Origin of the sequence: Nakamurella sp. UYEF19 (assembly GCF_040546275.1) — a bacterium.
Lineage (GTDB): Bacteria > Actinomycetota > Actinomycetes > Mycobacteriales > Nakamurellaceae > Nakamurella.
This window is the reverse complement of sequence record NZ_JBEPNO010000007.1, coordinates 1-23,832: the sequence shown is the minus strand read 5'-3', so window position 1 is coordinate 23,832 and position 23,832 is coordinate 1. Positions and strand designations below refer to the sequence as shown.

At 68.3% G+C, this 23,832-nt stretch carries 6 protein-coding genes; all 6 read left to right on the top strand.

The window, feature by feature from the left end:
• Positions 1-133 precede the first annotated feature (133 nt).
• The 6 genes from ABIB25_RS12005 (at position 134) to tyrS (ending at position 23,128) form a co-directional block, all read left to right on the top strand.
• Positions 134-16,228, top strand: a complete 16,095-nt coding sequence (locus ABIB25_RS12005) for a type I polyketide synthase (protein ID WP_502919804.1) — start codon at positions 134-136, stop codon at positions 16,226-16,228.
• A gap of 128 nt (positions 16,229-16,356) precedes the next feature.
• Positions 16,357-17,769, top strand: coding sequence for an argininosuccinate lyase (gene argH, locus ABIB25_RS12000; protein WP_354528689.1), 1,413 nt, complete (start codon positions 16,357-16,359; stop codon positions 17,767-17,769).
• Between the two features lie 41 nt (positions 17,770-17,810).
• Positions 17,811-18,464 carry a DNA-3-methyladenine glycosylase gene (locus ABIB25_RS11995; protein ID WP_354528688.1) on the top strand — a complete coding sequence of 218 codons (654 nt, stop codon included), beginning with the start codon at positions 17,811-17,813 and terminating at the stop codon, positions 18,462-18,464.
• 179 nt (positions 18,465-18,643) lie between these two features.
• Positions 18,644-19,993: a D-arabinono-1,4-lactone oxidase gene (locus ABIB25_RS11990; RefSeq protein ID WP_354528687.1), complete on the top strand. Its 1,350-nt coding sequence runs from the start codon at positions 18,644-18,646 to the stop codon at positions 19,991-19,993.
• A gap of 53 nt (positions 19,994-20,046) precedes the next feature.
• Entirely contained in the window at positions 20,047-21,774 is a 1,728-nt protein-coding gene (locus tag ABIB25_RS11985; protein WP_354528686.1) for a DHA2 family efflux MFS transporter permease subunit, read from the top strand.
• 52 nt (positions 21,775-21,826) lie between these two features.
• Positions 21,827-23,128, top strand: coding sequence for a tyrosine--tRNA ligase (tyrS, locus tag ABIB25_RS11980; protein ID WP_354528685.1), 1,302 nt, complete (start codon positions 21,827-21,829; stop codon positions 23,126-23,128).
• The last annotated feature ends 704 nt before the right edge of the window (positions 23,129-23,832 follow it).

Below are 23,832 nucleotides of genomic sequence, written 5' to 3'. Positions count from 1 at the left end.
GGGGTGATGGACACAGTCTGGGGGGCGCAAGGGGTTGGCCTTCGACGGATGACTGCGAAGACTGGGTCCCAAGGTGGTGCACGCGTCTGCACCGATGGAAGTCCACGTGCCCGCGCGAGCGGGCACCGAAGTGATGCTGGAGAACTCCGTGTCCGACGAAGCCAAGCTCCTGGAATACCTCAAGCGTGCGACCACCGATCTGCGCGACGCCAAGCGCCGGATCCGGGAGTTGAACGATCGGGCGACCGAGCCCGTTGCGATCGTGGGCTGGGGCTGCCGTTTTCCAGGTGGGGTGTCGTCGCCGGCGGAGCTGTGGGATCTGGTGGCCGGGGGTGGGGACGCGATCGTCCCGTTCCCGACCGATCGCGGCTGGGACGTCGCCGGCATCTACGACCCGGATCCTTCGGTGAGTGGCAAGACCTATTCGGTGCACGGTGGTTTCCTGTCCGAAGCGGGTGGTTTCGACTCCGGGTTCTTCGGGGTGTCGCCGCGCGAGGCCTTGGCGATGGACCCGCAACACCGCCTGCTGCTGGAGACCTCATGGGAGGCAATCGAATCGGCGGGCATTGCTCCGGCCTCGCTGCGTGGCTCCACGACGGGGGTGTACGCCGGGGTGATGTACGCCGACTACGGGGCCGGTGCGGATCGGGTGGCCGCCGGCGTGGAGGGACTGCTCGGGGTCGGCGGATCCATTGCGTCGGGCCGGGTGTCGTACACGCTCGGTCTGCAGGGCCCGGCGGTGACCATCGACACGGCCTGCTCCTCGTCCCTGGTGGCGGTGCACCAGGCAGCCACTGCGATCCGCAACGGGGAGTGCAGCTTTGCCCTGGCCGGTGGCGTCACGGTGATGGCCACGCCGGAAACCTTCATCGATTTCTCCCGTCAGCGTGGATTGGCCGCCGATGGTCGGTGCAAGGCCTTCTCCGACGACGCCGACGGCACCGGATGGGCCGAGGGAGCCGGAATGCTACTGCTGGAGCGGCTTTCCGAAGCCCAGCGGCTGGGACACCCGGTCCTGGCGGTGATCCGGGGTTCGGCGGTCAACCAGGATGGTGCCAGTTCGACGTTGTCGGCGCCGAATGGGCCTGCGCAGCAGAAGGTCATCCGCAGCGCGCTCGAGAATGCCCGCCTGACGCCGGCCGATGTCGACCTCATCGAGGCGCACGGGACCGGTACCCCGCTCGGCGATCCGATCGAGGCGCAGGCGTTGCTGGCCACCTACGGCCAGCGCAGCGAGGGCGGTTCGCCGGCTTTTCTGGGTTCGTTGAAATCGAACATCGGCCATGCGCAGGCGGCCGCGGGGGTCGGCGGGATCATCAAGATGGTGCAGGCGATCCGGCACGGACTCATGCCCGTCACCCTTCATGTGTCGGAGCCGTCGGCCAAGGTCGACTGGGCGTCCGGCCAGGTGGAACTGTTGACGCAACAACGGGAATGGCAGGACCTGGACCGGCCGCGCCGCGCCGCGGTGTCCTCGTTCGGCATCTCCGGTACGAACGCCCACGTCATCGTCGAGCAGTTCCTTCCCTCCGATGTCGTCGCTGTCAGCGAGGAGGCGCCTGACGGGTCGGCCCCGGCTGTTCCGGGGCTGTTGCCGTGGGTGCTGAGCGCCAAGTCCGCGGCTGCCTTGACCGCCCAGGCCGGCAGATTTTCCATGTCCGTGGCCGGAGGTGTCGCCGACGATCTGGACATCGCCGCGACCCTGTGGAATCGGTCGAGATTCGAGCACCGCGCGGTGATCTTCGGCGACTCCTACGAGGCCAAGGTCACCGCCCTGCAGTCGTTGTTCGAGGGCCGCACCGACCTCGCCGTCATCGGCGCGGCCGCCCGGTCGTTCGCCGGTCTCGGTGTGGTGTTCACCGGTCAGGGTGCGCAGCGGGTCGGGATGTGCGCTGGTCTGTACCGGGGGTACTCGGTGTTTTCGGCGGCGTTCGATCAGGCCGCCGCGGCGATCGACGCTGTCGCTGCTTCGCATGACGGGTCCTGGGTTGGGCTCAGGTCGGTGGTGTTCGCCGAACCCGGTTCCGCCGCAGCCATGTTGTTGGATCGGACCCGGTACACCCAGCCCGCGTTGTTCGCGGTGGAGTCGGCGCTGTTCGCCTTGACCGCCTCGTTCGGGTTGACCCCCGCGGTGGTGGCGGGCCATTCGGTCGGTGAGATCACCGCCGCCCACGTCGCCGGGGTCCTCACCCTGGAAGATGCGGCGTTGCTGGTCGTCACCCGCGGTGCGTTGATGGATGCGCTACCCACCGGCGGCGGGATGGCCGCCACCGGAACCGACGAAACCACCGTCCAGGAAATTCTCAGTGCGCACCAGGGGGTGGAGGTCGCGGCGGTCAACTCGCCGACGTCCACCGTCATCTCCGGCGACATCGAAACCGTGCAGCAGCTGGTGCAGGTGTTCACCGGCCGCGGGGTCCGGTGCAAGCAGCTGACCGTCTCCCACGCCTTCCATTCCGCGTTGATGGTGCCGATGCTCGCCGCCTTCGAGCAGGCGTTGGCCGGTATCGAGTTCGGGGTGCAACGCTTCCCGGTGGTGTCCGGGGTGACCGGGAAGGTCGCCGAACCCGGACAGCTGCAGACCGCGCGGTATTGGGCTGATCATGTGCGGGCGGCGGTGCGGTTCGCCGACACCGTCACCACCATCGCCGGTCTCGGTGTCGCCGCGATCGTGGAGGTCGGACCCGACTCGGCGTTGACCGCCCCCACCCAGGACACCCTCGACGCGAGCACGACCAGCAGCATCACCAGCACGATCACCGTGGTCGGGCTGCAGCGCCGCGACCGCGACCAGCCCACCACGTTCCTCACCGGGCTGGCGCAGCTGCTCACCATCGGCGCACCCATCGACTTCACCCAGCTCCTCGCAGGCGGAACGCATACGGAACTGCCCACCTACGCCTTCGACCACCAGCAGTACTGGCTGGCAGACTCTCCCGCCCGCGGAGATGTGGCCGCCGCCGGGCTTACGGCGTCCGATCACCCTCTGCTCGGCGCAGTGATCGAGACCGCCGACGGCGGTCTGCTGGCCACCGGCCGGCTGTCCCTCGCGTCCTCACCGTGGCTGGCAGATCATCGCGTCGACGACGAGGTGATCGTGCCCGGTACAGCCCTCGTCGATCTGGTGCTCTCGGTCGGCCGGGATGCCGGGACCGGTGCCCTGGCCGAATTGGTCCTCACGGCGCCGCTGGTCATCGCGGGCAACGGCGTGGACGTCCGGGTGTCGGTGTCCGGCGCGGACGAGCACGCCGACCGTCAGGTCCAGGTGCACGCACGCCACGAGACGGCCGCACCCTGGTCGCTCCGTGCTACCGGAGTGCTCTCGGGGCGCGGTCCTGAGGGCTCGCTGTCCCTGCCGAGCTGGCCACCAGTGGGCGGTCGTCAGGTGGATCCAGCCGATTCCTATCTCGCTCTCGCCGCAACAGGTCTGCACTACGGTCCGGTCTTCGCGGGCCTGCGCGCGGGCTGGGTCGCCGGCTCGATCGCATACGGCGAGGTGTCCCTGCCCGCCGGCGTGGAGGTCGCCGGTTTCGGGGTCCATCCGGCACTGCTCGACGCAGCCCTGCACACCCTCGGGATGATGGCGGACGATACCGACCCCGGTGGCGCTGCGCTGCCGTTCTCCTTCGACGACGTCGTGGTCCATGCCACCGGTCTGGTTGCAGCACGGGTGGTCTCGACCCGGGCGGAAGATGGCTCCTGGCGAGTGGATCTGTTCGACGAGGCCGGATCGCCCGCGGTGTCCATCGGTGCTCTGCGCGTCAGGGCTCGTGCGTCCGCCGATCCCGTGGCGGCGCTGGCCGACCGGTCACTGTTCCAGCCAGGGTGGGTTCCGGTCACTCCCCAGAGGTCGGTGAATCCAGCGGAACTGGTGGTCATCGATAGCGTGCAGAGCTTTGCCGGACTGTTGAGCGTCCCGCCGGTGGTGGTCCTCCCTGCCGGCCGGTTGGTCGCCGGCTCCGGGGTCGATCCAGCGGGCCAGGCCCGCGTGGAATGCGTTCGTGTCCTGGAAGTGCTGCAGGAGTGGCTGCTCGACCGCCGGTCCGCCGGGTCGATGCTCGTCGTGGTCACCAGTGGCGTCGCCGCAGGGACCGATCTGGCGGGGGCGGCCGTGTCCGGTCTCGTCCGCTCCGCCATCTCGGAGCATCCCGGCCGCTTCCGTCTCATCGACGTCGAAACCGCGGACTGGCTCGGCGAGGTCGCTGCGGGTGTGGGGGTGACGGACGAGCAGGAGGTGGCCTTCCGGGGCGCCCAAGCGCTGGCTCCGCGTCTCATCAGGGTCAACATCGCCGCAACGGCAGCCCGGATGCCCCTCGCATCGTCTGCCGCCCTCGCCGCATCGTCTGCCGCACAGTGGGATCCGGAGGGTGTGGTCGTGGTCGTCGGCGGAACCGGTGGTCTGGGCAGCATTACCGCCCGGCATCTGGTGCAGGACTGCGGCGTGCGGAACATCGTTCTCGTCTCCCGACGTGGAATGGCAGCACCCGGTGTCGTCGATCTGGTCACCGACCTGGCCGGTCTCGGCGCCGATGTCCGGGTCGACTCCTGCGACGTATCAGACGAATGCGCGGTCAGGTCCGTGCTGATCCGTGCTACGGAGCGTGGCCCGGTGACCGGCATCGTGATGGCCGCAGGCGTCCTCGCGGATGCGCTGGTCGAGAATCTCGACGATCAGGCATTCGGCACGGTTTTCGCGGTCAAGGTGGATGCCGCGTGGCTGCTGCATCGGTTGACCATCGAACTCGACCTGCCGCTCCAGCACTTCATCCTGTATTCCTCGGCTGCCGGTGTCCTCGGTACTGGCGGGCAGGGCAACTACGCTGCCGCCAACAGTTTTGTCGACGCGTTGGTCTCCTTCCGCCGGGGGCTGGGGCTGCCAGGTCTGTCCCTGGCCTGGGGGATGTGGGAGACGCTGGACGGCATGGCTTCCACCGTGTCCGCGCTCGAGCTGACCCGGATGCAGAAGTCCGGTTACGGCATTCTCGACCGGGCCACCGGCATGAATCTCTTCGACCGCGCGACGGCCGAGGCCGCCGTCGAATCCGCCACCGGCGTACTGGTCCCGATCGTGCTGGACCCTGCGGCCCTGGCCCGATCCGGCGATGTCGCGCCCCGGTGGCGGTCCATCGTCCCGGTGACCCGCCTCGCCCTGCGGCAGGCCACCCGGCAGAACGCGCTATCCACCGTTGGCCAGGTGAGCCAGGTGGAGCGGCTCGCCGCCGCCCTGGAAGTGGTTCGGCAGAGTGTGGCATCGGTCCTCGGTCACGCCAGCATCGACGGGGTCGACTCGGACGCGGTCTTCACCGATCTCGGCTTCGATTCCCTGATGGCCCTCGACCTTCGCAACCGGCTGTCCAAAGCGGTGGGTGTTCCGCTGCCGGCCACCCTGGTCTTCGACTACCCGACACCGGAAGTGTTGGCCGAGTACGTCGTCCACGAGCTGTACGGCGACATGGAGATCCTGGACGACGATGTCGTGCACACCGATCGGCCGGCGCAGGTGGACGACGATCGAATCGCGATCATCGGGTGGGGGTGCCGATTCCCGGGCGGGATCGACACGCCGGACCAGCTCTGGGATCTGGTGGTCGGCGGTGGAGATGCGATCGCCCCATTCCCGACCGACCGTGGATGGGACGTTGCCGGGCTGTACGACCCGGACCCGTCGGTGAGCGGCAAGACCTATTCGGTGCACGGTGGGTTCCTCTCCGACGCGGGTGGTTTCGACGCCGGCTTCTTCGGGGTGTCGCCGCGGGAGGCGCTGGCGATGGACCCCCAGCACCGGCTGCTGCTGGAAACGTCCTGGGAAGCCATCGAATCAGCCGGCATGACGCCCGCGTCGCTGCGTGGTTCGTCGACCGGTGTCTTCGCCGGGGTGATGTACGGCGACTACGGGACCGGAGCGGACCGGGTGGCCGCCGGGGTGGACGGTCTGCTGGGGGTCGGCGGATCCATTGCGTCGGGCCGGGTGTCGTACACGCTGGGTCTTCAGGGACCGGCTGTGACGATCGATACGGCGTGCTCGTCGTCCCTGGTCGCTGTCCACCAGGCAGCGGCTGCGATTCGCACCGGGGAGTGCAGCTTTGCCCTGGCCGGCGGGGTCACCGTCATGGCTACGCCCGAGATCTTCGTGGACTTCTCCCGTCAGCGTGGGTTGGCCGCTGATGGTCGTTGCAAGGCCTTCTCCGATGAGGCCGACGGTACGGGGTGGGCAGAAGGCGCCGGAATGCTGCTGTTGGAGCGGCTTTCCGACGCTCAGCGATTGGGACACCCGGTCCTGGCGGTGATCCGCGGCTCGGCGGTCAACCAGGACGGCGCATCCAACGGGTTGACGGCTCCGAACGGTCCGGCACAGCAGCGGGTGATCAGGGGGGCACTGGACAGCGCCGATCTGCAGCCCGGCGACGTGGATCTCATCGAGGCACATGGCACCGGGACACCGCTGGGGGACCCGATCGAGGCGCAGGCGTTGCTGGCGACCTATGGGCAGCGTGGTGAAAGCGATGGGTCGGCCTATCTGGGGTCATTGAAGTCGAACATCGGCCATTCCCAGGCGGCCGCCGGAGTCGGCGGCATCATCAAGATGGTGCAGGCGATTCGGCACGGGGTCATGCCCGCCACCCTGCACGCGGAGCGCCCGTCGGAGAAGATCGACTGGGCGTCCGGTCAGGTGGAACTGCTGACACAGCAACGAGAGTGGCCGGCTCTGGATCGACCGCGTCGGGCAGCAGTGTCCTCCTTCGGCATCTCCGGGACGAACGCGCATCTGATCGTCGAGGAATTCCCCGCTGCCGACATCGTGCCGACCGCGGTCGCCCACGGGCCGGCGGGTTCGTCGTGGCTGTTGTCCGCCAAATCCGATGCGGCGCTGCGACTGCAGGCGGCGCGGCTGGCGGATCAGCTGTCCAACCGGCCGATCTCGGACGTCCGGGTGGCCGCATCGCTGTGGGACCGGACCCGGTTCGAGCACCGGGTGGTGTTCACCGGATCGGACCCGACCTCGAAATGTCAGTCCCTGCAGGCCTTCGCTTCGGGTGTTGACGCTGCGGACGCAGTGAGCGGGACGGCGGCCCGGTCGTTCGCCGGTCTCGGGGTGGTGTTCACCGGTCAGGGTGCGCAGCGGGTCGGGATGTGCGCTGGTCTGTACGAGGCGCATCCGGTGTTCGCGGGGGCGTTCGACGCTGCTGCTGCGGCGGTCGATGCCGTTGCCGGGTCCGACAGTTCGTGGGCTGGGTTGAAGTCGGTGGTGTTCGCCGAACCCGGTTCCGCCGCAGCCATGTTGTTGGATCGGACCCGGTACACCCAGCCTGCGTTGTTGGCGGTGGAGTCGGCGCTGTTCGCGTTGGCGTCCTCCTTTGGGCTGACCCCCTCGGTGGTGGCGGGGCATTCGGTGGGGGAGATCACTGCCGCCCACGTCGCCGGGGTCCTGTCGCTGGAAGACGCGGCGTTGCTGGTCGTCACCCGCGGTGCGTTGATGGATGCGCTGCCCGCCGGTGGTGGGATGGCCGCCATCGGAACCGACGAGCAGACCGTCCAGCAGATCCTTGCCGACCACCCGAATGTGGAGATCGCTGCGGTCAACTCCCCGACGTCCACCGTCATCTCCGGCGACATCGAAACCGTGCAGCAGCTGGTGCAGGTGTTCACCGGCCGCGGGGTCCGCTGCAAGCAGCTGACGGTCTCCCACGCGTTCCACTCCGCGTTGATGGTGCCGATGCTCGCGGAGTTCGAGCAGGCATTGGCCGGCATCGAGTTCGGGGTGCAGCGGTTCCCGGTGGTGTCCGGGGTGACCGGGAAGGTCGCCGAACCCGGCCAGCTGCAAACCGCGCGGTACTGGGCCGAGCACGTGCGGGCGGCGGTGCGGTTTGCCGACACCGTCACCACCATCGCCGGTCTCGGTGTCGCCGCGATCGTGGAGGTCGGACCCGATTCGGCGTTGACCGCCCCCACCCAGGACACCCTCGAAGCAAGCCCATCCGCCAGCAACATCACGGTGGTCGGGCTGCAGCGCCGCGACCGCGACCAGCACACCACGTTCCTCACCGGCCTTGCGCAGCTGCTCACCATCGGCGCCCCGATCGACTTCACTCCCACCTTCGATGGCGTGCAACGTGTCCCGCTGCCGACGTATGCGTTTGCGCACCAGCAGTTCTGGCTGCTGCCGGCCGCCGCTCGGGGCAACGCCGAGGCAGCCGGACTGGACAGCACCACCCATCCGCTCCTGGCTGCCACCTTCCACCACGCCGGGACCGGGGCGACCACCTACACCGGCAAGCTGTCCATCACCAGCCATCCATGGTTGGCCGATCATCAGATCGGCGACACCGTGATCCTGCCGGGCGCCGCGTTGATCGATCTGGCCGCCCATGCCGGGGAGCACTGCGATGCCCCCCACCTCCGCGAGTTGACCACGGTCGCACCGCTCGTCGTCCCGAGCTCGGCGGGCACCACGATCCAGGTGACCACCACGCCGTCGATCGAGCCGGCCGGCACCGTGAACCTCACCATCCACGCCCGTATCGACGGGACCGACGACTGGACCTTGCACGCTCAAGGCATTCTCACCCATGACGGTGCGACTTCCTCGGTCGGGCCGTCGGTGTGGCCGCCGCCCGGGTCCGTCCCCGTCGACCTCGATGGCCACTACGACCGGCTCGCCCTCACCGGTTTGAACTACGGCCCGGCGTTCGCCAACCTCGTGGCGGCCTGGCGCACGAGCGACGGCGGGGTCGTCGCCGAGGTGGAACTCGACGACAGCATCTCGGTCGATGGCCACAGTGTGCATCCCGCACTCCTCGATGCCGCCTTGCACGCATTGCCGTTGCTCGATCCGGCCGACCAACCCGCCGGATCCACGCCGACAGTTCCGTTCTCGTTCGGTGACGTGTCGGTCGCCGGCGGCCGACACCGGGCAGCGCGGGTCGTCGCGACCCAGCTTCCCGGCGGGTCGTGCGCGGTGAAGCTGTTCGATGCCAACGGCTCCGCGATTGCGCGCATCGAACGATTGACCGCCCGCGAGCTCACGTCGACCATGCCGTCCGGGCCGGTCCGAGGTCTCTACCACCTGGACTGGATCCACACCGCGGTCGATATCGAACCAGACCCGGGTGCTCCGCTCGTGGTGTGGAGCAACGGCTCCCCGGTGGCCCTCGATGGGCGGTTCCAGATCGTCGACGACCTGGATCTCATTGCCGCCGACCGGCCGGCGCAGGTGCTGCTCCTGGCCACCAATCAGGACGATCAGCGAGAAGCCTGGCCTGCAGCAGCCAATAGTCGCCTACCCGATTCTGCCGGCGTACTGCTCAGGACCGACGCGGTGCTCACGGCGCTGCAACGATGGCTCGCGCATCCGGGTCTGACCCACACCCGCCTGCTGGTCGTCACCCGCGGCGCCAGCCACCTGACAGTCGAAGGCATCGACCAGCAGCGCACGGATCTGACCCAGGCCGGCGTCCCGGGCCTGGTACGCGTTGCACAGCAGGAGAATCCCGACCGCATCACCCTGATCGACCTGGACCCGGACACTTCCGACCTGACCGTTGCTACCGAGACCCTCCTGACTGGCTGGTCGTCGGAGGGCGAGCAGGCCATCCGCGCCGGGCACCTCTGGGTTCCCCGCCTGGTCCCCACTCGCCCGTCCACCGGCGACACCACCCCGGCCGCGGCCGTCTTCGATGACGTCGACCTGGCCGGCGGAACGGTGCTGATCACCGGAGGCACCGGTCAGCTGGCTGCGCTCTCCGCCCGCTACCTGGCGACCAGGGGCGCACGGAGATTGATCCTGGCCTCCCGCCGCGGATCGGACGCCCCAGGGGCAGAAGCGCTCCGCGCCGAACTGGAGATCCTCGGCACCGAAGTCACCTTCAGCACTGTGGATCTCACCGATACCGCCGCGCTGACCGCGTTGTGCGACCTGCCGGACTCGCCGCTGGTGGCCATCGTGCACACCGCCGGGGTCCTGGCCGATGCCACCGTCCCTGGCACGGACCAATCCCGTCTGCAGACGGTATTCCGGCCGAAGGTCGATGCCACACTTGCCCTCCTGCAGGCGGCACCGGGTATTCCGCTGGTCCTGTTCAGCTCCGTCGCCGGCACGCTGGGCAATGCGGGTCAGGCTGGCTACGCGGCGGCCAATACCTTCCTGGATGCCGTGGCCGCTCACGGCGCGCACCACGGTGCTCGCCTGTTGTCGTTGGCCTGGGGTCCGTGGGAGTCAACCGAGCAGGGGATGACCAGCACACTCGACACCCGAGCCATGACGGACGGTGGTGTCCTCCCGCTGACGGCCGAACACGGCCTCGATCTGTTGGGGTACAGCCTGTCCCATCTCAACGGATCCCAGGTGCCGGTCGATCTCGATCCTTCCCGTCTCGATCAGGATCTGCCGGTGCTGGCCGCATTGCGGCCCGCCCACCGCGTGACCAAGCGCCGCAGTGGCGGGCTGTCTGCTCACCTGGTCACCCTGGGCGACGGGCAACGACACGCCTACCTGGCCACGATCGTCAGGGAGCAGGTGGCGGCCGTCCTGCACCATGCAGACCCCGGCACCATCGATCCGGACCAATCGTTCACCGAACTCGGGTTCGATTCACTGACCGCCATCGACCTGCGCAACAAGCTGGGGACTGCGACGTCCCTGACCCTCCCGGCGACGCTTGTCTTCGACTTCCCGAACGTCACGGCGGTCACCGATCATCTGCTGACCGAACTGGTTGTCGTCGCCTCCACGGAAGTTGCTGTGGTTGCGCCGGTGTCGCACTCGAGCGACGACCCGATCGCCATCGTCGGATGGGGTTGCCGATTCCCCGGCGGCGTCACCACCCCCGACGAGCTCTGGGATCTGGTGGATCGCGGCGGCGACGGTGTCGAGGAGTTCCCGCACGATCGCGGCTGGGATGTAGCCGGGCTGTACGACCCGGATCCGGCCGCTGCCGGCAAGACCTGCTGCATCAGCGGCGGCTTTCTGAGGGACGTCGGCGGTTTCGACGCCAACTTCTTCGGCATCTCGCCGCGGGAGGCCCTGGCGATGGATCCCCAACATCGCCTGCTGCTCGAGACCTCCTGGGAAGCAATCGAATCAGCGGGCATCACGCCCGCGTCGCTGCGTGGTTCGTCGACCGGCGTATTTGCCGGCGTGATGTACCACGACTACGGAACCGGTGCCGATCGGGTGGCTGCCGGTGTCGACGGACTATTCGGCGTCGGCGGATCCATTGCCTCCGGCCGGGTCTCGTACACGCTGGGTCTGCAGGGTCCGGCCGTGACGATCGATACGGCCTGCTCGTCGTCCTTGGTGGCGGTGCATCAGGCCGCCGCGGCGATCCGCAACGGGGAGTGCAGCTTTGCCCTGGCCGGCGGTGTCACGGTGATGGCCACCCCGGATGCCTTCCTCGACTTCTCTCGTCAGCGGGGATTGGCTGCTGACGGTCGTTGCAAGGCGTTCTCCGATGACGCGGACGGCACCGGCTGGGCCGAAGGTGCCGGGATGCTCCTGCTGGAGCGGCTTTCCGACGCTCGGCGCCTGGGACATCCGGTGCTGGCCGTGATCCGGGGTTCGGCGATCAACCAGGACGGTGCGTCCAACGGATTGACCGCCCCGAACGGTCCCGCGCAACAGCGGGTGATCCGCAGCGCGCTGGACAGCGGAAGCCTGACTGTCGCCGACATCGATCTGATCGAGGCCCACGGGACCGGCACCCCGCTCGGCGATCCGATCGAGGCGCAGGCGTTGCTGGCCACCTACGGCCAGCGCAGCGACGGTGAGTCGCCGGCCTATCTCGGGTCGCTCAAGTCCAACATCGGGCACTCGCAGGCGGCGGCCGGTATCGGCGGGATCATCAAGATGGTGCAGGCGATGCGCCATCGGGTCATGCCGGCGACCCTGCATGTGTCGGAGCCCTCGGCGAAGGTCGACTGGACGTCAGGTCGGGTGGAACTGCTGACGCAGCAACGGGACTGGCCGGCTTCCGACCGACCCCGGAGAGCCGCGGTCTCCTCCTTCGGCATCTCGGGGACCAACGCCCACGTGATCGTCGAGGAACCGGATCCGGTCCGTCTCCCTGTCACGTCGCCCGGTGCCGTGTCCGCGCCGTGGATCCTGTCCGCCAAGTCCCCGGCAGCTCTCCGCGGCCAGGCTCGCGCGCTCGTCGGCACACTTCTGCCGCTGGACGACGCCGACGTGGCCACCACCCTCTGGCAGCGGAGTCGGTTCGACCATCGCCTGGTGATCACCGGGACGGACAGCACGGAGAAGCGTTCAGCGTTGGCCGCTTTCGTCGACGAGCAGCCGACCACCGCTGCGGTCCAGGGCATTGCCGGTCGATCTGCCTCGAGTGTCGGGGTGGTGTTCACCGGTCAGGGTGCGCAGCGGGTCGGGATGTGCGCTGGTCTATACGAGGCGCATCCGGTGTTCGCGGCGGCGTTCGACGCTGCTGCTGCCGCGGTCGATGCGGCTGCTGCGTCCGACAAGTCGTGGGTCGGGTTGAAGTCGGTGGTGTTCGCCGAACCCGGTTCCGCCGCAGCCGCACTGCTGGATCGGACCCGGTACACCCAGCCCGCGTTGTTCGCGGTGGAGACGGCGCTGTTCGCCTTGACCGCCTCGTTCGGGCTGACCCCCGCGGTGGTGGCGGGCCATTCGGTGGGGGAGATCACCGCCGCCCACGTCGCCGGGGTGCTCACCCTGGAAGATGCGGCGTTGCTGGTCGTCACCCGCGGTGCGTTGATGGATGCGCTGCCCGCCGGTGGTGGGATGGCCGCCATCGGCGCCGACGAAACCACCGTCCAGGAAATTCTCAGTGCGCACCAGGGGGTGGAGGTCGCGGCGGTCAACTCGCCGACGTCCACCGTCATCTCCGGCGACATCGAAACCGTGCAGCAGCTGGTGCAGGTGTTCACCGGCCGCGGGGTCCGCTGCAAGCAGCTGACGGTCTCCCACGCCTTCCACAGTGCGTTGATGGTGCCGATGCTCGCGGAGTTCGAGCAGGCGTTGGCCGGCATCGAGTTCGGGGTGCAACGCTTCCCGATCGTGTCCGGGGTGACCGGAAAGGTCGCCGAACCCGGACAGCTGCAAACCGCGCAGTACTGGGCTGAGCATGTGCGGGCGGCGGTGCGGTTCGCCGACACCGTCACCACCATCGCCGGTCTCGGTGTCGCCGCGATCGTGGAGGTCGGACCCGATTCGGCGTTGACCGCCCCCACCCAGGACACCCTCGACGCGAGCACGACCAGCAGCATCACCAGCACGATCACCGTGGTCGGGCTGCAGCGCCGCGACCGCGACCAGCCCACCACGTTCCTCACCGGCCTGGCGCAGCTGCTCACCATCGGCGCACCCATCGACTTCACCCAACTCCTGGCCGGAGGGAACCACGTCGAACTGCCCACCTACGCCTTCGACCGGGAGCGATACTGGTTGCTGCCCAGCGTCTCGGCGACCGATGTCCGCGGGGCCGGCATGGAGCAGAGCAGCCACCCGCTGCTCCGCGGCTCCCTCCGGTCGGCAGGCGGTGGGACCGTCTTCACCGGTCAGCTGTCCCTGGCCGCCCAGCCCTGGCTGGCAGACCACCGCATCGGCGACACGGTCATCCTTCCGGCCGCCGCCCTGATCGACCTGGCCTCCCATATTGCGGCCGTCGTCGAAGCGACCACGCTCGACGAGTTGACCGTCATCGCACCGATTGTCATCCCGGACACCGGGCCCGTGGATCTCCAACTCGTGCTGGGGCCTCCCAGTGAGGAGTCCAGTGGCGAAACCTTGACCGTCTACTCCCGAGCGGCTGGGTCGGACGACTGGACCTCCCACGCCCAGGTGCTTCTCGATCGGACCGACGCTGGAGACAGGCCGGCACCGGAGATCGGTCACTGGCCGCCGACCGGCGCGGTGCCGGTTGATCTGAGCGCTCACTACGACGATCTGGCGCTGACCGGATTGAACTACGGTCCGATCTTCACCGGCCTGACCGCAGCCTGGCGGGCAGCCGACGGCACCGTGTTCGCCGAGGTCGAGTTGGACGACGAGGTCGAGATGACCGGTCACAGCGTGCATCCCGCGCTCCTCGACTCCGCCTTCCATGCCCTTTCGTTGCTCGACGGCAGCAGCGAGCACGACGACGGCCGCCGTGCAACAGGAAAGAACTCGGGTCCCGTCGTCCCCTTCAGCTTCAACGACGTCACAGTTGACGACACCGCAACGTCCGTGCGCGCCGTGCGGGTGCGAGTGCAGACAAGCGGTGGTTCGGCTGCCCTGCAGTTGTTCTCGACCGCCGGCCAGCCGCTGGTCACGATCGGCAGGGTAGTTGCGCGCGCCATGCCCGTCTCCTCCACCAACGGAGCGGCCAGCCGTCTCTTCCACGTCGGCTGGACGGCTGTCGAGGCCGACGTCGATCCGGGTCGCAGCGGCCCGGTCGCCGTCTGGACGCCGGACTCGGTGGGATCCGCGTGGTCGGCGGCCTCGAGCGGCCTCGAACCTTTCATCGAAGTCCACGACGAACTGTCGTCGATCACGGGCAGACGACCGGAATTCGCTGTCCTTCCGGCGCTCAGCCCCGCGGCGCCCGTCGCGGCGCCGGACGCGGAAACCGTGCTGGACAACACTGCTGACGTGCTGCACGCCGTGCAACGGTGGCTGGCGGACCCGGCCACCATCGACACGCATCTGCTGGTGGTGACCCGCGGTGCAGTGCCGGCCGGCGACGCCGACGTCCGACACCTGGACCTGAGCCACGCCGGTGTGCCGGGTCTGGTGCGGGTCGCCCAGTCCGAGAACCCGGGCCGCATCACGTTGATCGACCTGGACCCGGCTACCACCGACCTGGTCGCCGCCACCAAGATGTTGTTGGCCGGCTGGTCCGGCGACGAGCCGGAGCAGGCCTTCCGGAGCGGGAAACTGCTGGCCCCCCGGCTACTTCCGACGACCACCAAGGCCACCGGCGTCCTCGATGACGTCGATCTGACCACCGGCACGGTGATGATCACCGGAGGCACGGGTCAGCTCGGCGCACTCACCGCGCTGCATCTGGCCCGCCGGGGTGCCAGGAATCTGGTGCTGGCCTCCCGTCGCGGCAGCGAGGCCCCTGGCGCTTCCGGCTTGGCCGAGGAGCTCGAGACGCTCGGTGCAGCAGTGCACTTCACCACCGTCGACATCACGGATACCGACGCCCTCGCTGCACTGTTCGCCGGCCTGACGCCGCCCCTGGCAGCAGTCGTGCACACCGCCGGAGCACTGGCCGATGCCACCGTTCCGTCGACGAACGGCGAACATCTGCGGACGGTGTTCGGGCCCAAGGTCGCGGCGGCCCTGGCGCTGGCGCACGCCGCTCCGGGCGTCCCGACGGTGCTGTTCAGCTCCATCGCCGGAACGCTGGGCAATGCCGGGCAGGCCGCCTATGCGGCGGCCAACACCTTCCTCGACGCGTTTGCGATGCACCGTTCCGACGGACGGACCCTCTCGCTCGCCTGGGGCCCGTGGGTGTCGGCCACGACCGGTGGCGTCGAACCGTCAGCCGGTATGACAGCGAATCTGGACGTCGAAGCCATGGCAGCCGGCGGCATCTCGCCGCTGTCGATCGAGCAGGGTGTGGAACTGCTCGGGTACGTCCTGGACCACCACACCGGCGTCCAGGTGCCGGTCGACATCAATGCCGCTGCTCTGCCGACCGACACACCGATCATCTCCGGGCTAACCCCGGCCCGGAAGGTCCGGAAGTCCCGGACCGCCTCCATCGGCACCACCCTGATGTCACTGGACCCGTCGGCGCGGCGGGCATTCCTCCTCCCGCTGATCACCAAGGAGGTGGCGCAGGTCCTGCACCACCAGTCGGCCGAGGGGATCGATCCGGAACGGTCGTTCACCGAGCTCGGGTTCGATTCGCTGACGGCGATCGAACTGCGGAACAAGGTGTCGGCTGCCACCGGGCTCACCCTGCCGTCGACCCTGGTCTTCGACTACCCGACCACGGCCGCGCTCGTCGACCACCTTCTCGACGAGATGGTTCCGGCGGCAGACACCGACTCCGGAGACGGGGACATCCGTCAGGCGCTGCAATCCATCCCGCTCAATCGGCTCCGGGAGGCCGGGCTGTGGGACGTGTTGCTCGAGCTGGCCGGTCTGACGGGATCGACGGGCCCGGCCGGATCGCTTGCGGCTCCTGACGTCGACGACGAACCCACCGGCGTCGACGAACTCGACCTCGAGCAGCTGATGGCGCTCGCGATCGGGGGCAACGACTGATCGATCGCCACCACCAGGACCCGGTTCGGTCGAGTGCGTTCGCGTCATCGCCCGCATGACACGATGAACGGCATGTCTTCACCTCGACCATCCACCCCGGCCCGGCTCACGAGCAGGGCAGGTGCGCGGTGAGCGAAGCGACGCCGCTCTGGGGCGCCCGGTTCGCGTCAGGGCCGTCGCCCGAGATGATCGAGCTGTCCCGGTCAACCCACTTCGACTGGGTGCTGGCTCCGTACGACATCGCCGGATCCCGGGCCCACGCACGGGTCCTGCGGACGGCCGGCCTGCTGAGCGACGAAGAACTGGACGGCATGCTGGCGGCGCTGGACGCGCTGGCGACCGACGTCGTCGACGGGTCGTTCGCCCCGATCGCGGGTGACGAGGACGTGCACTCCGCGCTGGAACGTGGCCTGATGGACCGGGCCGGGGCCGAACTCGGCGGCAAGCTCCGCGCCGGACGGTCCCGGAACGACCAGGTCGCCACGCTGTACCGGCTGTACCTGCGCGACGAAGCCCGCCGGATCGGGTTGCTGATCACCGATCTGCAGGACGCCCTGGTGGATCAGGCCGAGGCCCACCCCGGCGCGGCCATGCCTGGACGGACCCACTTCCAGGCCGCCCAGCCGGTCCTGCTCGCCCACCACCTTGCCGCCCACGCCCAAGCGCTGACCAGGGACATCGACCGACTACGCGACTGGGACCGCCGATCCGCGGTGTCCCCCTACGGTTCCGGTGCGCTGGCCGGGTCCTCGCTGAGCCTGGACCCGGAGGCGATCGCGAAGGAGTTGGGTCTGGACTCCGCAGTGGCCAACTCGATCGACGGCACCGCCTCGCGCGACTTCGCCGCCGAGTTGGCCTTCGTGCTGGCGATGTTGGCGGTCAACCTGTCCCGCTGGTCGGAGGAGGTCATCATCTTCACCACCGCCGAGTTCGGCTATGCCAGGTTGGATGATGCGTTCTCGACCGGGTCATCGATCATGCCGCAGAAGAAGAACCCGGACATCGCGGAACTGACCCGCGGCAAGGCCGGCCGGTTGATCGGCAACCTGACCGGGCTGCTGGCGACCCTGAAAGCTCTGCCCCTGGCCTACAACCGGGATCTGCAGGAGGACAAGGAACCGCTGATCGATTCTCTCCAGCAACTACATCTGGTGCTACCGGCCGTACGCGGGATGACAGCCACCCTTCGATTCGACGTCGCCCGGATGGCGGCGATGGCGCCGGCCGGCTTCTCGCTCGCCACCGACATTGCCGAATGGCTGGTGCGGCAGGGCATTCCGTTCCGCGTCGCCCACGAGGTCGCGGGCGCCTGCGTGGCACTGGCCGAATCGACGGATCGCGGTCTGGACGAGCTGACGGATGCCGAGCTGGCCGACATCCACCCGGCGTTGACCCCGGAGGTCCGGGAGGTGCTGACGGTGGCCGGCTCGCTGGCATCGCGCGACGGCGTCGGCGGGACGGCGCCGATCCGGGTGGCCGAGCAGTTGGCCCTGCTGCGCGCCACCATCGCGGCCGACCGTGCCTGGCTGTCCCGGCTCTGATGGCGCGACAGCTCTGACGACGAATCAGCAGGACGAAGACAATGCCCGGAATCGTTCGGCCCTCCGGCGGCAGACCCCTTGTCGGCCGGGTGTTGTCGCGAGCATCGCTGCGCGGCGACGCCGTCCTGCTGGCGCCGACCCTGCTCGGCCGGGTGATCGTCTCCGATTCCCCGCAGGGTCGGGTGGTTCTGCGGATCACCGAGGTCGAGGCCTACCGCGGTGACGACGATCCGGCGTCACACGCCTTTCGCGGTCTGACCCGACGGAATGCCGTGATGTTCGACGAGCCGGGTCACCTGTACACGTACTTCGTCTACGGAATGCACTGGTGCGCCAACATCGTCACCGGCCCGGTTGGTCTGCCCTCGGCCGTGCTGCTCCGCGCCGGTGAGGTGCTCTCGGGTGTCGAGCTGGCGGCGAGCAGGCGCGCCGGGGGCACCAGACTCGAGCATCTCGGCCGCGGACCGGCCGGCCTGGCGTCCGTGCTCGGGCTGGGGGCCGAGCAGAACGGCCTTGATCTCTGCCTCACGTCGTCGCGGGTGACACTACGAACCGGTGAACCGGTGCCGGACGCCCTGTTGTCCAGCGGACCCCGGGTCGGGGTGAATGTCGGCGCGCAGTTGCCGTGGCGGTTCTGGGTGACCGGGTCGCCCTCGGTGTCGGCCTACCGCGCCGGAGTGCGCCGCCGCCCTTGAGGGTTCGGCCCGGGAGTGATTGGCCCTGGTGGGGTGGTCCGCAGGGGTCGGTCAAGGGTTGACCCCACCTGCCCCCACGGGCACGCTCGACTCATCGGAGCAGGACGCAACCGGACGGACTTCCGTTGTCCGACTGTTGGTCTCGCCCGAACGATCCTTTCGACCGATAGGGAGATCCCGTGACTACGTGGCGCAACTGGAGCCGGGCCGTGACGGCTCACCCGGCGGAGATCATTTCCCCCGCGGACGAGGCCGAGGTGGCGGCGGTGATCGGCCGCGCGGCGACCGCAGGGCAACGGGTCCGAGCGGTGGGGGCGGGCCACTCGTTCACACCGATCGCTGCTACCGATGGTGTTATCCTGCGACTGGACCGCCTGACCGGCCTGCGCAGTGCCGCCGCCGAGACCGGCCTTGTCACCCTCGGCGCCGGAACCCGACTGCACGACGTACCGGAGATGCTGCGGCCTTACGGGTTGGCCATGGAGACCCTCGGCGACATCGACGCGCAGACCATCGCCGGCGCGATCTCGACCGGGACCCACGGCTCGTCAGCCACTTTCGCCGGCATGCCCAGCCAGGTCCGCGGGCTGCGGATCGTGCTGGCCGACGGATCGGTCGTGGCCTGTTCGGCCGCCGTCCATCCGGAGCTGTTCTCCTTGGCCCGATTGGGTCTCGGCGCCTTCGGTGTGATCACCGAGGTGACGCTGCAGTGCGTACCGGCCTTCCTGATCGCCGTCGACGAGCGCCCGGTGCCGCTCCCGGAGATCCTCGAGACCTACCTGGAGCGCAGCGCTCTCAGCGACCATCTGGAATTCTTCTGGTTCCCCCACACCCCGACGGCGCTGGTGAAGTCCAGCAACCGTCTCGACAAGGATGCTGCTCCGGAACGGCTGTCGCGCTGGAAGTCCTTCGTCGATGACGAACTGCTCGCCAACGGCTTCTTCGGAGTCACCTGCCGCCTGGGCGCGCGCTTCCCGGGGATGATCCCGCATGTCAACAAGGCCGTGACCGAAGGCACCTCGGCAAGGCACTACACGGACGACTCGCACGTCGCGTTCACCACTCCGCGTCGCGTGCGGTTCCAGGAACTGGAGTTCTCGATCGAGCCGGCCGCCATGCCGTCGGCGATGGCCGAGATCGGCCGGCTCATCGACGATCGCGGCCTGAAGATCTCTTTCCCGGTCGAGGTACGCATGACGGCCGCCGACGACATCCCGCTGTCCAACTCCTACGGACGCCAGTCCGTTCACGTTGCGGTGCACCAGTACTGGCGGGAGTCGGCCACCGAGTACTTCGAGGGCGTCGAGCAGATCCTGTTGGCCGCCGGTGGCCGGCCGCACTGGGCCAAGGTCCACACCCAGACGGCCCAGACCCTCCGCGGCCGGTACGAGAAGTTCGACGAGGCCACTGAATTGCGTGCGCGAGTCGACCCGGACGGTCGATTTGCCAACCCCTACGTCGATCGCGTCCTCGGACCGGTCCCGACCGCCCCGCCGGTGGCGCTCGCCGTCGACGCCGTCGGAGCCTGACCACCCACAACCACATCCCCTTTCGCAGCCACGATCAGAACGGAAGTGACGTCATGTCCGCAACAACCTCGAGCACCGCGGCGGTGGAAGCCCCGCCGGGGGTGCGAACGGCGAACGGCGTGCTGATGTTCGGCAACCGTCCGGTCCGGCCAGTCCTGATCATGGTGGTGTTCTGCCTCGGGCTGTTCATGACGCTCCTGGACATCACCATCGTCAACATCGCCATTCCCGATCTGGTGACGGAACTGCGCGCCAGTCTGGAGACGGTGCTGTGGGTCGGCTCGGCGTACTCGCTGTTCTACGCCGCACTGCTGATCACCGCCGGCCGCCTCGGTGACATCATCGGTCCCCGAACGGTTTTCCTCATCGGTCTGTCCCTGTTCACGGTCGCCAGCCTGGCGTCCGGACTCGCGCAGAGCCCCGGTCAGCTGATCGCGTTCCGCGGCGCCCAGGGACTTGGTGCCGCGCTGCTTGCACCGCAGGGCCTGCCCATCATCACCTCCGTGCTCAAGCCCGAGCAGCGAGGCGCGGCGTTCGCCGCGACCGGCATCATGTCCGGTCTCGGCATGCTGCTCGGACCGACCCTCGGCGGCTTCGTGGTCACCCACTTCGGCTGGCGCTGGATCTTCTTCATCAACGTCCCGATCGGCATCATTGCTGCCGTTCTTGCCTTCGCCTTCATGCCTGACGTCCGGCCCGGTCTGCGGCACCGCCTCGATCTGATGGGCGTGGCGCTGTTGACCGTCGGACTGCTCGGTGTCGTGTTCGGACTGATCGAGGGGGAGCGCTATTCGTGGGGCACGATCAGTGGAATCCTGTCGATCCCGCTGGTCCTGGTGGCCGGAGGTGTGTTCCTCGGACTGTTCCTGTGGCGCCAGGTTCGTCTGCAGTCTGGGGAACCGCTGCTGCCGTTCGGCATGTTCCGCGATCGCACCTTCACCGTGATGACGCTGGTCCTGCTGGCAGCCGGATTCGCCATGGTCGGGGTATTCCTACCGATCACCATCTACTACCAATCGGTGCTCGGGTTGTCCGCGGTCGCCGCCGGCGTCGTGATGGGCGTGCAATCACTGGCGATGATGTTCGCATCCGGGATCGCGGGAGGCGCCGGTGGTTCCGGCAAGGTCAGCATGAAGTGGGTGCTCTTCGCCGGCCTGGTGATGTTCGGGGTCGGCGTGCTCTACATCATCGTGGTGGCCAAGGCGGATTCGTCGAAGTGGGCCTTCGTCCCAGGGCTCCTGGTCTCCGGTATCGGCATGGGCTGCGTCTGGACCCCGTTGTTCGGCCTGGCCACCCGTGACCTCGACCCCGCGCAGGCCGGTGTGGCCTCGGGTGTGCTCGACACCTTGCAGGAGTTCGGGTCGGTGCTGGCCACTGCCATCCTGGGTGCCGTGCTGGCAAACCGTTTGACGGCAGACCTGGCACTGGAGGCGAAGGCCACCGTCGGCACCCTGCCCGGCGGGGTGCAGCAGTCGTTCCTGGACGGTATGGCTCGGGCCGGTGAGGGCGGCATCCGCGTTGGTGCCGGCCAGGCCTCGGAGTTTGCTGTGCAGTCAGGTGTCTCGGGCAGCACGGCCGACGCGATCAAGGCCGCCGCTTCGCATACCTTCGCATCGGGCTTCACCGACGCGATGAAGCCGACCATGGTGGTGCCGGTCATCGTCATCCTGGCTGCCGCGGTCGCAGTGTTGACGGTCCGGCCGAAAGGCCGCAAGGAGACCGAGGCGCAGGAAGCAGCGCTGTTGGCCGCGGTAGACGTGCCGGAGCCGGCCACCGCCTGACGCTCGCTGCGAGGGGCACGACGGCCGGCGAGCCGGTGGCAGGATGAGATGCGTGTCCGACGAGAACCCAGTCCCACCGACCACCCACCCGTTGCTCGAGGATCTGCACTGGCGCGGGTTGATCGCCCAGTCGACCGACGAGCCGGAATTGGCGGCCGCCCTGTCCGCCGGACCGGTCAGCTTCTACGGGGGATTCGACCCCACCGCGCGGAGCCTGCACATCGGGAACCTGGTGCTGCTGCTGACGATGCGCCGGATCCAGGAGGCCGGTCACCGGCCACTCGGACTGGTGGGCGGCGCGACCGGACTGATCGGTGACCCCCGGATGTCGGGGGAGCGCGTGCTCAATGGTCCCGAGGTGGTGGCCCAGTGGGTCGCGCAGATCCAGAGCCAGGTGGAGAAGTACCTCGACTTCACCGGTCCGTTCGCCGCCCGCATCGTCAACAACCTCGACTGGACCGCTCCGATGAGCGCCATCGACTTCCTGCGTGACGTCGGCAAGCACTTCCGGATGGGCCGGATGCTGTCGAAGGAGATCGTCTCGGCACGACTCCACAGTGACGAGGGTCTGTCGTTCACCGAGTTCAGCTACCAGATCCTGCAGGGGATGGACTTCCTCGAGCTGCACCGACGGTATGGGTGCGTGCTCCAGGTCGGCGGGAACGACCAGTGGGGCAATCTCACGAGCGGGACCGAACTGATCCGCAAGGCCGAGGGGAAGGTCGCCCACGCGCTGACCACCCCGTTGATCACCAAGGCCGACGGCACGAAGTTCGGCAAGACGGAGTCGGGCACGGTGTGGCTCGATGGTGAATTGACCTCGCCCTATGCGTTCTACCAGTTCTGGTTCAACGTCGAGGACGCCTCGGTCGACGGCTACCTCAAGGTGTTCTCCTTCCGGACCCGGGCCGAGTTGGAAGCCCTGGCCGAAGCAACCGCTGTCAGGCCGCATGCCCGCGAGGCCCAACGGGCGTTGGCCGCCGAGGTCACGACCCTGGTCCATGGGGAGGCCGCGACCGCGTCCGTCATGGCGGCCAGCGGTGCCCTGTTCGGCCGCGGTGACCTCGGTGATGTCGACGAGGCGACGCTCGAGGCTGCCCTGTCCGAGGCAGGGCTTCACGAGATGACTGGACCGCCGCCGACGGTCGTCGAGCTGCTGCGGGCGACCGGACTGGCATCGTCGTCCTCCGACGCGCGGCGCACGATCGCCGAAGGCGGGGCGAACATCAACAACCGGCGCATCAACGATCCCGAGCACATGCCATCGCCCGAGGATCTGCTGTTCGGGCGGCTGCTGGTGGTCCGCCGCGGCAAGAGGGCCGTCGCCGGCGTCAACCTGGGCGCCAGGCCCTGATCCTGCGGCTGAAGCAACTGGAAATACCGCACCGCGCGATCAACGGCAGTGTGCCGGGGGTCACTGGAGGATCGGCGGTCACAGGGTCTCGAAGCCGCCGGATCGCCACCTGCCCTAGCTGCATCGATCCAGACCTTCACATGCTTGACCTGCACATTTGACTTGCCGGAAGCATGCCCGTAACTTTCTGCTTGTTGCCGACGGAGATCCGGACAGGGAGCGGGGAGACCTGCACAGCCTGGGTGGAGCCCGGTGACCACAACATGTAGGACATCCTGAAGGTCAACTCCGGAGACGGAGCCGTCGGAGCAGTCGCTCCGCGAGACCGGACGGGCCGGATGAGACGCCAGGTTGAAACCCTGGGGGAGATCCAGTAGCGTTGATCAGGTTGCCCCGAGCAGGGTTGAGAGGCCTTTTGCTGGGTGCGCGTTTGATCTTTGAGAACTCAACAGCGTACCGAAAGTCAGTGCCAACTGATTTATGGTCCTGCTACCCACTTCGCGGGGGTAGGACATCATTTGGTGCATTACGAGATTGTTTGTGGTGGCGCCTTTTGGGGTGTCACTGTGCTAGCTCGTGTGGACCAGGTTTCATCGGGTGCCCTTTTGCGGGGTGTCCGCTTTCCATTTGTTGATCTGCGGGCTGCCCTTTGGGTGGTTTGCCGGTTTATATGGCATTCAATGGAGAGTTTGATCCTGGCTCAG